Origin of the sequence: Flavobacterium palustre, assembly GCF_014639535.1 — a bacterium.
Lineage (GTDB): Bacteria > Bacteroidota > Bacteroidia > Flavobacteriales > Flavobacteriaceae > Flavobacterium > Flavobacterium palustre.
In genome coordinates, this window is sequence record NZ_BMGA01000004.1 from 75,164 (window position 1) to 87,811 (window position 12,648).

A 12,648-nucleotide genomic window follows, 5' to 3' on the forward strand; every position below is an offset into this window, starting at 1 on the left:
CTATAAAACAGGATTCTTTTTTTGTATACGAAGCATGTTTCCTATTTGTAAAACACCTTCCTGACCAGCAATCACATTTTGCCCAAATATCACCTTTTTACCTACTTTACGGTATTGCGATAAAGTGTGCAAAGGTTCTTTGCCTGCAAAATTCCCATTTTCAGGATCTACGGTAGTCATAACACAACGTCCACAGGGTTTTACGCCATAAAAAACAAGCGAACCAATTGTAAACTCTTTCCATGTTTCTTCTTCATAAGCTTCGCCTCCTGTGAAAACAATATTAGGTCGAAAACGAAGTATCGGAACAGGAATTGCTAATCGTGAATTTAAATCATCTAAAGAAGATTGACCTATCAGTAAAAACGGAAATCCATCTGAAAAAGCAGTCTCATTATCAGCACTCACCGCATAATCAGGATCTACTTTTCGGTGATTTTCTTCGGGCATATACACCAGCTTTGCTACAAAACCCAATCGTTCAGAAAACCACGCATTGGCATTATCACTTACCTCATAAGCTTCCACTTCATCTTCCCAAATTTGGACTTTGATTTTGCTTTTTAGTTTGGGATAATCAGTCGCAACACTAACTTTCAAAGCTTCTGATTGTTTTCCTTTATGGGTAATTTTCAAAAATTCAGAATCCATTTCGGGCTGAAACAAAGCTAATTCGGGATGTTCTCTTTGGGTAACAAACAGTCCATTTTCATCCACCAGCAACCAACGGCGGTCATTTTCCAAACCACGAACGGTAACTTTAGCTTCTTTTAAAGCAATTCCGCCCAATGATTTTACAGGATAAATCCAGATTTCTGAAAGTTGCAACATTTTATTTTTTTTCAAAAATAATAAAAAACTATAAATAGCTGGATTCTTTAAAACCATTAAGGTAGTTAAGAAAATTAAGTAAAACTTAATGAACCTTAACTACCTTAATGGTTTAAATTTTATGAAACTCTTATTTTTAGCCTCTATTTTCAACCAGAGATTATTCAGATTATCACAGATTATTTAAAAAATTTCGTGAACTTTGCGAAAAACTTCGTGTCTCGATAGCTATCGGGATTGTGGTTAAAAAAAAGACTAAAACAAAAACTCTATTTAATTTCTTTTATCATTCCTCCACATTCCAGCATTTCTGAACCATAATACGGATTTCTGATGGCTTTCATTTCGCTTATCCAATAACCGCTTTTTCCTTCATCATACATTGGACAATAATCCTGAAACAATTTTTTATTTGTCCCAAAAGTAGCAATCAGGCTTGTTATATTTTTGCTTAAAACAGCAAAAGATTTTCTTTGCTGATCTATTTTCCCTGAATTCGACACAATTAAAGCCGCTTGTTTTTTAGCTTCTTCTGTAGCTTCAGAATATTTGTCTTTTAATTCAACTGCTATTTTATCAGTTTTGGTAGCCTCAACCGCTTTAGAAAAATCAGCCGCCATTGTTGCCGCTTCAGCAGAATTGTCATTTGCCAGGGCATTTTTAATTTCCAAATAACTATCGATAATAGCCTCAGTGGAAACAGATGCTTTTACAACATCACTAACCTCTGTAATTTCCTCAATTGCTGCTGCTTCCTCTGCTTTTGCAGTTTCGACTACAGTTTTTGATTTTTCCTCCTCTTTATTTTTCTGATTACAACTGAAGCATACAACGGCTAATAAAAGACTGGAAAGAATTATTTTTTTCATTTTTAAAATTTTAGAATTATTAAAATTAATTGGTTGCATTAAAAAAAGTGTACTCTAACTTCAACAAAATACTATTGGTGCTAACGCGTTCCATTTCGCTATATATTTGGCGACGATATGCCAAATCTATTCGAGCCTGACTATTGATAATAAACTGAACCGAAGGTACAACATCCAGATAAGATTTCCCATTTTGATTCAATCGTTGTCCTAAAAACTCCAGCATTGTATTGATATTTGTCTGCTTGAAATTAGTGTATTTTTTAGGATACATCAATTGCCCAATCGAAAAAGTATAATTCATGGCACTATTGCTGAATGTATCCGGAAAAATATTATCCTGATTATTCAGGGCTCTTTCGTAACTTACCGAAGCACTCAAAGCGGTTTTATTTATCAATTGAGTGGCTACAGCTCCTATTTCATAACCCGAATTCATACCCATAGTCTCTATATCTTCCTGATGAACATTAGCATTACTCGTACTGATTCGCCCAAAAACCGCCAGTCTAAAATGACTATGCAAATCATCAACCGAGAAAAATCGATATTTAGCATACAAACTTCCTCCTTCTAAAGTTAAATCACCTTTTTTATCACTCAAAAAAGCCGAAGCATGAATCATCCAATCCTTGTTTACACCCCACATTAATTCGGGCATATTATGGTAATTATAACCATCGTTTTTCTTGAAAGCAAAGAGACTCATATCCCTGACGCCTATCGAGCCTGTAGGCATATTACTGGCAGGTTCGGTCATTACAAATAATTCCTGCGCATTGATTTGAAACGACAACAAACACAGTGTTACTATTATAAATTTCCTCATCTATATAGTTTTTACATAATAGATTCCTTCTTGGGTTCCAAAACCAATATATTTCGACAGCATTTTGGTCGATTGTTTGTACTCTTTTTTAGTTACAAAACCACTATTCAGTACTTTTAATCTAAGTGTAGCACCGGTAATATCCTCGTCAGGATTCACAAAAACATAAGTTCCACTTGCATTTTTAAAACTTGTATTATCTTTTACCCGAACTGCGTTATCAACATCTACAGTCAAAACCATGGAACCCACAAAGAATCCGGCTTTTTCAATGCTCGTTCTTAATGCCTGAGGCGTAATTCCACTATTCTTTTTTAAAGAAACCATAAAAGTATTGGCATTCAAATCGATTATTACTTTTTCAACTTCAGGCATTGCCTTAAGTTGTTTATTGATAGCATTCGAACACATTGAACAAGTTAAGCCGGTAGCTATAATTTCGGCTTTCGAAATTTGGGAATACGAATTTATAACAGCAAACAGCATTACAAATACGAGCAATAGTTTTTTTATATTATCAATTTTCATTGCTTTTAAATTTTGAAAATTATCAATGTAATACAGCCTTTAGGAATTTTAAAAACAACCTAAAGGCTGTAGCACTAAAAGAATAATTTAGTGATGATTTTTATCTTTTTTCTCTGTAGTTCCGGAAGAATCTCTGTCATACTGACAACAAGTATGCAGTTTTTTGTATTGTTCTTCGGTAGCGGAGAATTTCTCGTTATCGTATCCGGCTTTGGCAATTCGGTTTAAAATTTCATCCGCATTTGTCTTAGAGGAATCATAGGTCAAAGTTGCCATTTTACTATCTACATCCCAGTTTACAACAGCAACTTTTTTTAAGTTACCTGCTTTTTCAATGTTCTTTTTGCACATTTCACAGTTGCCTGATATTTTTACAGTTTCTGTTTTTTTGTTTTTAACTTGTGCATTAACAGCCAGAGTTGATAGCAATACAACTACTGCTATCATTATTTTTTTTAATGATTTCATGATTTTATATATTTATTTGAATAAAAAGTTAATCAATAACAGCAAGCAGACAAAAACGCCTTTGCACATTTATTTAATTAACCGAAAATTTGAATGATTGTAAAGTAAATTTACTTTGAATTTGATACACCAATGGCTATCAAAAAAGAAATTTTAGGCTATTTTAGGAATAAGCCAAAGTGAAGTATATCCATCGGAAAGGACAGATATTACATGAGAGAAATTTTGTTTTTTTTCAGTAATACTAAAAAGAGGTTTTAGTATTTCATAGTGCATGGGAGCAGCAATTCCAATATTTACGGGAGAAACACTACACATGGATTGTCCGCATTTACCGGAACAACCTTTGTCTTTCGTTTCTTTGGATTTTGATTTTTTGCTACAGCAATCGTGCTTTTTTGATTTGGAAGACATTTCCATTTTGCAGGAATGTTTTCCTGAACCTGCCCCACAAGCATACGCAGAACCGGGCATCAAAAAGAAACCCAGTAATACCAACAATATGAAGTAGATTTTGTTCATTTTAAATCCATTATGACACAAAATTAATAAATTTTATTTTGCCAAAATAAAAGCCGTTTGTATTTATGATTATTTTATAAATTACTAATCCTTCACAAAAAGATTGACAATAGATTGTGAAACCGATAATATAATACTAAAAAGCAAGGCTGTAAAAAAAGAATCAACATCAAAACCGCCTACAATATTATCACACAATATAATAATTAAACCATTGATGACTAACAAAAACAGTCCTAGTGTAAAAAAAGTAATTGGCAAGGTAAACAATACCAAAATAGGCTTAATAAAAACATTTAGCAATCCTAAAACTATTGCTACTATAATTGATGTTGAAAAACTGGCTACATGCACACCTTTCATAAAATGAGAAATAAGCAATACTAAGATGGAAGTAGTTAAAATTCTAATAATTAATTTCATTGACTGTATTTTTTAATAGCTCAAAAATACTACTATTTTAAATTGTGGCAATTTCTTTAAATAAGAAATTGCCAAATCCTACGTCGTTTTATTTTGCTACTCCTTCAGATGTCATAATAACTCTTTTTAAAGTACCATCCGAATTATATTCCAATTTATCAATACAAACAGAACGACTGTAGCTACTACCATTTGTTTGCATTGCTCCGTTATGATAAATAAAATAAGGCTTTCCTTTAAACTCCAGTATTGCCTGATGATTCGTATTTGAATTTCCGGCAATTTCATTTAAAATCCCTTTATACACATATGGACCTTCGATGGAATCCGCCATGGCGTAGGCAATTTTTTCAGGAAAACCGCTAGCATAACTCAGATAGTATTTTCCATCCTTTTTATGTACCCAGGGAGCTTCGGTAAATTGTAATCCCTCAAAATCGATTTTTTTAACCGGACCATCCAGTTCAATCATATTCTCTTTCAGCTTAGCATAATAGCAAACTCCATTCCCCCAAAACAACCAAGCCTGTCCGTCATCATCAATAAAAACTGCAGGATCGATGCACGTCCAGCCATGAGTAGAAGCAAAACAATCAGCATTTGTTAAAAGTGGTTTCCCTAAAGCATCTTTATAAGGACCTTGCGGCTTATCAGCCACCGCTACTCCTATTCCAGAACCGTTGGTACTGATATACCAATAGTATTTCCCATTTCTTTTAATAGCGTGTCCGGCATAAGCATCATTGGTTTTATCCCATTTAAAATCTTCGATTTTTAAAGGAACAGGATATTCGGTCCAATTTTTCAAATCGGTGGTTGAAAAAACCAACCAATCTTTCAATTTATAGCCTTTTTGTCCGCCTTCATAATCATGACCGGTAAATAGCCAAAGCGTATCCTTTTCCACAAATGCAGCCGGATCAGCAGTATATTTATGCTTAATAATTGGATTTCCTGCCGATTGAAAACGATAACTTCCATCCTTTGACAATAACAAACTTTGTGGCACTCCTCCCCATTTTTCGTTTAATCGTTGCGCTTCTTCTTTAGTGATACTAATTACACTTCCGTGTCTTGGGAAGAAATCTTTCGTAAATGATTCTGTTTTTTCGGTAAAATGATACAAATCTTTGGAACGCTGAAATTCATATCGACCACTAGAATACAAATCATACATCAAAATGTATTCGTCACTGTTATTTAATTTAAAAACCGAAGAGCCTTCTACATTCGTATTTGTATTAGCATAAGCATCTAAATATTCGAAGCTTTCTTTCCATGGCCCATGCAATTTCTTGCTTGTAGCCTGTTTGATTCCGTTTTTAATTTCTTTGCCATTTTCATCTTTGGTATTTCCTTTATAAAAGAAATGATACATCCCGTCTTTATAAATAATATCTCCGTCAATAGCGCCGTCTTTTGGGCTGAACATTAACTGAGGTTCTTTTTCAAAACCGGTAAAATCTTTATTGGCATAGGCACAATAAAAATCCAATTTTTCATTGTATTTAAATCGAACTGTAAAATACACCAAATACTTTTTGGCTTTGGTATCATAAAATGTCTGTGGAGCCCACACCCATTTGATCCCTTTGAATTTCACCGGATATAATTTTTCTAAATCAATAACACTTGATTTCCAATCCAACAGATTATCAGACTTAAGTAAAGTGATTCCCGGATTATAATCCCAGCCATTTTTTTTAGTATTCATATCGGTTGCCACCATATAAAAACGGTTTCCGTCTGCACTTCTTAAAATATGCGGATCGCGAATTCCTCCTGTATTTGAAATATCTTTAGATGCTACTACAGGTTCATTATTATTTAAGGCTTTCCAATTTACCGCATCATCACTCACGGCAAAACGCAGTTGTTCCTGCTTTTCGCCAGCTCCTTTACCTTCGAAGTAAGCAAACAAGTAGCCTTCCATCTTTTTATTTTGGGCAACTAAACCTGAAAAACCTATAATCGTAAAAAGAATTGTTTTTAATACATATTTATTCATGTTGTGCTATTTTTATTTTTCAAATGAAAAGTTTGTATTCCAATGCTTCGCTAATTGAAGTGCTTCTTTTTTTGTTAAATGAATAACCGAACCATGCTTTTGAACCGTAAAATTGGTACGTCTCATCACACCCTCATCAAAATGACCAAGATCAGTAAATGTTTTAAAATCGGTAGTTTCTGCAAATCCGAAATTATGTGGATTAACACTAAAAATATCGTACATCAACACCCATTTATTGTCGCTTAAACGCTGAAATACATTTGGAGCTTCGCATGATTTTTTTTCGAAATCTATTTGTTCCGGCTGATAAACATAACCACTGTTTATTTTATCCGAAAATGCCATTTTAATTCCGCCAGGATTTTCCTGTGCCACATACATCATGCAAAATCTTCCATCCGGCAATTTTGTAATATCAGCATCTAAAACCTGTTTTGTGCTATCCGGATATTCAAAAAGAATTTCCGGAGTTGTTTCCAATGCTGTAAAATCCTTATTCATATAAGCATAATACAATTGGGTTTTTCCTTTGCCTTTTCGCATCGTAAAATAAATCATGATTCTGTCCTTCACTTCATCATAAATCAATTCGGGAGCCCAAACACAACCCACATTCCACTCCGGATAAGCCTTATCGATATCTAAAATAGAATGTGACCAGTGAATTAAATCTTTTGATTTCATCAAAACCAAATCCCTGTTGTTCCCCCAGTCGTATTTATCCCCGGGACGCTCCCATTCGGTTTCACGATAACCTTTTTGTTTACCGTAAATATGCAAATCGGTCATAGCCAGATAAAAGTAGCCATCGTTGCCACGCATAATATAAGGATCACGAATTCCTTTTTGCTCGGCAATCGTGTCGCCTGCAATAACCGGTTTACCACTGTTAACATCAGTAAAGCTATAACCATCTTTACTTAATGCAAAATACAATCCGTGAGTATCATCCTTAAAGTAAGTCATTAAATAGGCACTCATTTTTTCTTTCGAAGAGTGATTATTTTTATTTTTCACTGAACCACAACTTTGCAAAAGCAGCATTGTCAACAGGAACAAAACAACTCTTTTTGGTTCAAAACGTTTCAAAAAATCAGAACAAATAGTAACAATCATTTTTATTTTGGTTTGGTGGTTAAATAATATTTTTTCGAAGAGCACAAACATAAGTGTTTTTTATACATTTATCAAAATATATCTAAAAAAAACAGCAACCCGAAAGTTGCTGCTCTGTATAAATCATTTAGTTCTATTTTCAAACATTATTTTAAAAACGAAATCACCATTTGGTAAAACAAGACCGGATTTTCGGCATGAAGCCAATGTCCTGCATTTGGAATTGTTTCTAATTTCATGAGTGGAAAATGAGCAGCTATATTTTCAACATCTGAGTCTAAAATATAATTGGAACTACCGCCACGGATGAAAAGTGTTGGTTTTTCAAAAACCAATTCCGATGGCAAAGGAACTCCTATCTCTACAACTTCTTTATTTAAAACAGCCAAATTAAATCGGAATGCCAATTGTCCCGGTTCTTGCCAATACAGATTTTTTAGCAAAAATTGTCTGGTTCCAAAATCGGTGATGTACTCACTTAAAGTTGCTTCAACATCGGCACGACTTGGTTTAACCGAAAAATCCACAGCGTTCAATCCCGCTAAAATGGTTTGATGATGTGGCGCATAATATTTAGGACCAATATCGGCAACAATTAATTTTTCGACCATTTCAGGGAATCGGGTTGCAAAAAGCATCGCTATTTTCCCGCCCATTGAATGCCCTAAAATATTGATTGACTCCAAAGAATGAGCCTGACAATAGTCAAAAACATCCTGAACCATTAATTCGTAACTAAACTCTTCCGATTGAAAACTGCGCCCGTGATTGCGCATATCAATCATGTGTACCTGAAAACCTTCAGCTGCAAATTGCTGCCCTAAGGTTTTCCAATTGTCGGACATTCCCAGAAATCCGTGTATAATTAAAAAAGGGTTCCCTTCTCCTTCTATTTTTGAATAAAGCATTTATTAGATTTTAAAAAATTATTCCACAAAGTCTTGCAAAGTAAACACAGAGATACGCTAAGAGAATTACCATTTACTATTTTGAAAAAACTTGGAGTCTTTTCGAAAACAGATATTATTTTCTTTGTGACCCTCTGCTAAATCCTTGGCGCATCTTTGCGAAACAAAAAGTTATTTCAATTTTCGCAAGTACATATTAACTACGTTTTCCAAACCAAGATACAAAGCCTCGGAAATCAAAGCATGACCAATAGAAACCTCCAATAATCCCGGGATATTCTGTTTAAAAAACTGAATATTATCTAAACTTAAATCATGTCCTGCATTGATTCCTAAACCTAAGTCATTGGCCAAAACAGCCGATTTCACATAAGGCTCAATTCCTTTTTCATTCCCTAAAGCATATTGATGTGCAAAAGCTTCGGTGTATAATTCAATTCTATCTGTTCCTGTTTTTTTTGCTCCTTCAATCATTTCAAGAACCGGATCAACAAATATAGAGGTACGAATTCCATTGCGTTGAAACTCCTGAATCATCTCGGTTAAATAAGCCTGATTTTTCACCGTATCCCAACCCGCAGAAGAAGTAATCGCCCCAATAGCATCCGGAACAAGAGTTACCTGATCCGGTTTACACTCCAAAACTAAATCAATAAAATTATGCTGTGGATTTCCTTCGATATTGTATTCAGTATAAACTATCGATTTCAAATCGCGGGCATCCTGATAACGAATGTGACGCTCATCGGGACGTGGATGAATGGTGATTCCCTGTCCGCCAAATTTTTGAATATCGGTCGCTACTTTCAATAAATCCGGGACATTTCCTCCACGGGCATTACGTAAAGTTGCTATTTTATTGATGTTTACACTTAATTTTGTCATTGGAACAATTTTTGATTACGAAAAACTATAATTTGGTTACAAAAATACAAAGTAAAAGCTAGGCGATTTTGCCTTTTTTTGATTATTTTGCATAAAAATTGAGCATTCAAACAAAATGGAAATTACAAACTACATCACTAACGATTTCAAACCTATTGACAGCCAGGAAACTATTGGTACTGTTAGGGATTTTTTGGGCGATTTCAATTTTTCTCACTTCCCTGTAGTCGAAGAAGAAATCTACATAGGAAGTATTTCGGCGGAAGATGTTGAAACTTTTGAAGAAGAAAAAAAAGTTCAGGATTACAAATACAGTCTGGAAACTTTTTTCATCAGAACAGATGCTATCTGGATGGAAGTTTTAGAAGTTTTTGCTAAAAACCATTCCAATTTGATTCCGGTTTTAGACGAAAACAATAAGTATGTTGGTTATTATGAAATGGAAGACATCATCAATTTTTTCCATCAGACTCCTTTTATCAAAGAACAGGGTGCTATAGTAAAAATCAGAAAAGGGATTCTGGACTATTCGATGAGTCAAATTACTCAAATTGTCGAAAGCAATAACGGCAAACTTTTAGGATTGTTTATATCCGAATCTGATATTGACAGTGTCGAAGTAACTATAAAAATAAGTTCCGGAGCCATCAATGAAATTATCCAAACCTTTAGAAGATACAATTACGAAATTATATCCGAACACCACGAAGACACTTATATCACTAATTTAAAAGAACGTTCAGACTATTTAGACAAATATCTTAACATGTAAACCCAATGAAAATAGCCATTTACGGTCAATATTATCAAAATAGTACAGAACCAATTATAAAAGACATCTTTGTATTTTTCAACAAAAGAAACATCGAAATAGTCATCGAATCCAAATTCTTAGCGCTAATTCAGGAAAAAAAAATCATCGAAAAAGAATACAAAACCTTTAGTTCCCACACCGAATTAGACTCTGGTTTTGACATGCTTTTAAGCATCGGAGGAGACGGAACCATTTTAAGAGCTGCTGCCTTAGTTAGAAATTCAGGAATACCAATATTAGGTATCAACGCAGGAAGACTGGGCTTTCTGGCCACCGTTCAAAAAGAAAAAATCGACGAATTTTTGCAGATTGTAATCGATAAAAAATATACGCTTTCTAAAAGAACATTGCTAAGTTTGACTTCTACTCCTGAGAACGAAGCTCTGAACGACATTAACTTTGCCATGAATGAAGTTTCGGTAAGCAGAAAAGACACCACATCGATGATTACAATAGAAACCTATCTCAATGGAGAAATTTTAAACTCATATTGGGCTGACGGACTTATCATTTCAACTCCTACAGGTTCTACCGGATATTCACTAAGTTGCGGCGGACCAATATTAACTCCTGACGTGAAAAGTTTAGTCATCACACCTATTGCTCCTCATAATCTTAACGCAAGACCATTAGTTATTCCTGATGAAACCGAAATCATGTTAAAGGTTTCCGGCAGAGAAGAAAATTATTTAGTTTCACTGGATTCCAGGATTACATCTATGGGAAATGAAACGGTTTTAACCATTAAAAAAACGCCATTTCAAATTAATATGGTCGAAATCCCTAACGAAACTTTCTTAAAAACCTTAAGAAGCAAATTGCTTTGGGGAGAAGACAAAAGAAATTAGTTTTTTATCTGCTAATTTATACAATACGATCAAAATTTAACGTTTAAATAAAAACAAAAACGACTTCTGATTAAGATAAATGGATTTTTTTTCAAAAAAAAGTACATTTATTTCAACGGGCATTGTTTCGTATTGATAATTGTTATATTTGCAGAATTTTCTATGAAAATGAAAAAAAATTTAAGCGTAATAATAGGTCTTTTGCTAAGCGTGAGTTTACAGGCACAAATACACGAAATAGGAGTTTTTATTGGCGGAAGTAACTACATAGGCGATGTAGGATCAACCACTTATATTGCACCTGGTGAGCCTGCATTTGGCATTTTGTACAAATGGAACAAAAGCCCAAGACATTCCTGGAGAATCTCCTATTCGCAGTCCACAATTACTGCTGACGACCGCGATTCTGAAGAACCCGGAAGAAGTCTTAGAGGCTATCATTTTGAAAATAGCATAAAAGAACTATCTTTAGCCCTTGAATTCAACTTTTTTGATTTTGATCTTCACACCTTAGACCGTAAAATCACGCCTTATGTGACTTCGGGAATTAATTTTTTAAGGTATGACGATTTATATGTCGAATTAGGAGAAACTAAGAAAAATAAAGGAAAAAGCGGGATTGCAATTCCGATGATTGTAGGAATAAAATCCAAAATATCAAGAAGCTTTGTATTAGGAGTTGAGGCTGGAGCACGCTATACTTTTACTGATAATCTTGATGGCAGCAACCCAAAAGACAACAGCTTAAGCCTATTGCGTTTTGGAAATTTAAATAATAATGATTGGTATGTTTTTTCGGGGATAACATTAACTTATACCTTTGGCGAAAAACCCTGCTACTGTCCACAATAAAAAATGAGCATACTGGATACTTTAAATAAAAACAACTTACCTAAACACCTTGCCATTATTATGGACGGCAATGGTCGTTGGGCAAAAAAACAAGGCTTATTGCGATCAATAGGTCACGAAAACGGCACAAAATCTGTAAAGATCACCATAGAGAACTGTATCAAATTAGGTATTGAAAACCTAACATTGTATGCCTTTTCTACCGAAAACTGGAACAGACCGAAACTGGAGGTTGAAACCCTGATGAAATTATTAATCAAGTCCTTACAAAAGGAATTTAGTACTTTTCAAGAAAACAATATCAAACTCAATGCGATAGGAAACATTGAACTGATGCCAAAATCAGCTCAAAAAGTACTTCTTGATGTAATAGAAAAAACGAAAAATAATACCCGAATGACCCTAACGTTAGCCCTCAGTTACGGTTCAAGAGAGGAAATAGTAAACGCAGTAAAGAAGATTTCTGATAAAGTTAAAAATAATATAATTTCAATTGACGCTATTGACGATTCAATTATAAATGAGCATCTTTACACGCAAAATCTACCCGATGTAGATTTATTAATTAGAACAAGCGGAGAACACAGAATAAGCAATTTCTTACTATGGCAAATTGCTTATGCTGAATTATTTTTTTCTGAAGTTATGTGGCCTGATTTCAGAGAAGAGCACCTCTATGAGGCACTCATGAGTTATCAAAAAAGAGAACGTAGATTTGGAAAAACAAGTGAACAAATTAAATAA

General features: G+C 34.2%; 15 protein-coding genes. 4 read left to right on the forward strand and 11 right to left on the reverse strand.

The window, feature by feature from the left end:
- The 11 genes from IEV84_RS09465 to IEV84_RS09515 form a co-directional block, all read right to left on the reverse strand.
- Positions 1 to 831 carry an MOSC domain-containing protein gene (locus IEV84_RS09465; protein ID WP_188494046.1) on the reverse strand — a complete coding sequence of 277 codons (831 nt, stop codon included), beginning with the start codon at positions 829 to 831 and terminating at the stop codon, positions 1 to 3.
- 269 nt (positions 832 to 1,100) lie between these two features.
- The gene (locus IEV84_RS09470; protein ID WP_188494047.1) at positions 1,101 to 1,700 is read right to left on the reverse strand and encodes a DUF3347 domain-containing protein; all 600 of its coding nucleotides are present in this window, start codon (positions 1,698 to 1,700) and stop codon (positions 1,101 to 1,103) included.
- 25 nt (positions 1,701 to 1,725) lie between these two features.
- The gene (locus IEV84_RS09475) at positions 1,726 to 2,529 is read right to left on the reverse strand and encodes a hypothetical protein (protein WP_188494048.1); all 804 of its coding nucleotides are present in this window, start codon (positions 2,527 to 2,529) and stop codon (positions 1,726 to 1,728) included.
- Positions 2,530 to 3,057, reverse strand: a complete 528-nt coding sequence (locus IEV84_RS09480; RefSeq protein ID WP_188494049.1) for a heavy-metal-associated domain-containing protein — start codon at positions 3,055 to 3,057, stop codon at positions 2,530 to 2,532. It lies immediately after the preceding gene.
- Between the two features lie 87 nt (positions 3,058 to 3,144).
- Complete coding sequence (locus IEV84_RS09485; RefSeq protein WP_188494050.1) at positions 3,145 to 3,525, reverse strand: heavy-metal-associated domain-containing protein; 381 nt, start codon at positions 3,523 to 3,525, stop codon at positions 3,145 to 3,147.
- Positions 3,526 to 3,678: 153 nt separating this feature from the next.
- Positions 3,679 to 4,047, reverse strand: coding sequence for a hypothetical protein (locus IEV84_RS09490; RefSeq protein ID WP_188494051.1), 369 nt, complete (start codon positions 4,045 to 4,047; stop codon positions 3,679 to 3,681).
- 84 nt (positions 4,048 to 4,131) lie between these two features.
- Complete coding sequence (locus tag IEV84_RS09495; RefSeq protein WP_188494052.1) at positions 4,132 to 4,470, reverse strand: phage holin family protein; 339 nt, start codon at positions 4,468 to 4,470, stop codon at positions 4,132 to 4,134.
- 88 nt (positions 4,471 to 4,558) lie between these two features.
- Positions 4,559 to 6,478: a family 43 glycosylhydrolase gene (locus tag IEV84_RS09500; protein WP_188494053.1), complete on the reverse strand. Its 1,920-nt coding sequence runs from the start codon at positions 6,476 to 6,478 to the stop codon at positions 4,559 to 4,561.
- Positions 6,479 to 6,490: 12 nt separating this feature from the next.
- Positions 6,491 to 7,597 (reverse strand): glycoside hydrolase family 43 protein, encoded by a 1,107-nt coding sequence (locus IEV84_RS09505; protein WP_229732648.1) that lies wholly within the window; start codon positions 7,595 to 7,597, stop codon positions 6,491 to 6,493.
- A 146-nt stretch (positions 7,598 to 7,743) separates the two neighbouring features.
- Positions 7,744 to 8,505 (reverse strand): alpha/beta fold hydrolase, encoded by a 762-nt coding sequence (locus tag IEV84_RS09510; protein WP_188494055.1) that lies wholly within the window; start codon positions 8,503 to 8,505, stop codon positions 7,744 to 7,746.
- 171 nt (positions 8,506 to 8,676) lie between these two features.
- A complete protein-coding gene (locus IEV84_RS09515; protein ID WP_188494056.1) occupies positions 8,677 to 9,390 on the reverse strand; it encodes a pyridoxine 5'-phosphate synthase in 714 nt (237 codons plus the stop codon).
- Positions 9,391 to 9,505: 115 nt separating this feature from the next.
- On the opposite strand from IEV84_RS09515, the gene IEV84_RS09520 reads away from it, so the two are divergent.
- The 4 genes from IEV84_RS09520 to uppS all read left to right on the forward strand — a co-directional run bounded on the left by IEV84_RS09520 (position 9,506) and on the right by uppS (position 12,648).
- The gene (locus IEV84_RS09520) at positions 9,506 to 10,162 is read left to right on the forward strand and encodes a CBS domain-containing protein (RefSeq protein WP_188494057.1); all 657 of its coding nucleotides are present in this window, start codon (positions 9,506 to 9,508) and stop codon (positions 10,160 to 10,162) included.
- A 5-nt stretch (positions 10,163 to 10,167) separates the two neighbouring features.
- Complete coding sequence (locus IEV84_RS09525; RefSeq protein WP_188494058.1) at positions 10,168 to 11,052, forward strand: NAD kinase; 885 nt, start codon at positions 10,168 to 10,170, stop codon at positions 11,050 to 11,052.
- Positions 11,053 to 11,220: 168 nt separating this feature from the next.
- Positions 11,221 to 11,904: a type IX secretion system protein PorG gene (porG, locus tag IEV84_RS09530; protein ID WP_188494059.1), complete on the forward strand. Its 684-nt coding sequence runs from the start codon at positions 11,221 to 11,223 to the stop codon at positions 11,902 to 11,904.
- 3 nt (positions 11,905 to 11,907) lie between these two features.
- The gene (gene uppS / locus IEV84_RS09535; protein ID WP_188494060.1) at positions 11,908 to 12,648 is read left to right on the forward strand and encodes an undecaprenyl pyrophosphate synthase; all 741 of its coding nucleotides are present in this window, start codon (positions 11,908 to 11,910) and stop codon (positions 12,646 to 12,648) included.

What these genes read in the sequence shown, in the direction of transcription:
- IEV84_RS09490 (WP_188494051.1), bottom strand. Translation starts at nt 4,047, where the DNA reads ATGAACAAAATCTACTTCATATTGTTGGTATTACTGGGTTTCTTTTTG.
- IEV84_RS09475 (WP_188494048.1), bottom strand. Translation starts at nt 2,529, where the DNA reads ATGAGGAAATTTATAATAGTAACACTGTGTTTGTTGTCGTTTCAAATC.
- IEV84_RS09510 (WP_188494055.1), bottom strand. Translation starts at nt 8,505, where the DNA reads ATGCTTTATTCAAAAATAGAAGGAGAAGGGAACCCTTTTTTAATTATA.
- IEV84_RS09465 (WP_188494046.1), bottom strand. Translation starts at nt 831, where the DNA reads ATGTTGCAACTTTCAGAAATCTGGATTTATCCTGTAAAATCATTGGGC.
- IEV84_RS09495 (WP_188494052.1), bottom strand. Translation starts at nt 4,470, where the DNA reads ATGAAATTAATTATTAGAATTTTAACTACTTCCATCTTAGTATTGCTT.
- IEV84_RS09480 (WP_188494049.1), bottom strand. Translation starts at nt 3,057, where the DNA reads ATGAAAATTGATAATATAAAAAAACTATTGCTCGTATTTGTAATGCTG.
- porG (WP_188494059.1), top strand. Translation starts at nt 11,221, where the DNA reads ATGAAAAAAAATTTAAGCGTAATAATAGGTCTTTTGCTAAGCGTGAGT.
- IEV84_RS09470 (WP_188494047.1), bottom strand. Translation starts at nt 1,700, where the DNA reads ATGAAAAAAATAATTCTTTCCAGTCTTTTATTAGCCGTTGTATGCTTC.
- IEV84_RS09505 (WP_229732648.1), bottom strand. Translation starts at nt 7,597, where the DNA reads ATGATTGTTACTATTTGTTCTGATTTTTTGAAACGTTTTGAACCAAAA.
- IEV84_RS09525 (WP_188494058.1), top strand. Translation starts at nt 10,168, where the DNA reads ATGAAAATAGCCATTTACGGTCAATATTATCAAAATAGTACAGAACCA.
- IEV84_RS09500 (WP_188494053.1), bottom strand. Translation starts at nt 6,478, where the DNA reads ATGAATAAATATGTATTAAAAACAATTCTTTTTACGATTATAGGTTTT.
- IEV84_RS09485 (WP_188494050.1), bottom strand. Translation starts at nt 3,525, where the DNA reads ATGAAATCATTAAAAAAAATAATGATAGCAGTAGTTGTATTGCTATCA.
- IEV84_RS09520 (WP_188494057.1), top strand. Translation starts at nt 9,506, where the DNA reads ATGGAAATTACAAACTACATCACTAACGATTTCAAACCTATTGACAGC.
- IEV84_RS09515 (WP_188494056.1), bottom strand. Translation starts at nt 9,390, where the DNA reads ATGACAAAATTAAGTGTAAACATCAATAAAATAGCAACTTTACGTAAT.
- uppS (WP_188494060.1), top strand. Translation starts at nt 11,908, where the DNA reads ATGAGCATACTGGATACTTTAAATAAAAACAACTTACCTAAACACCTT.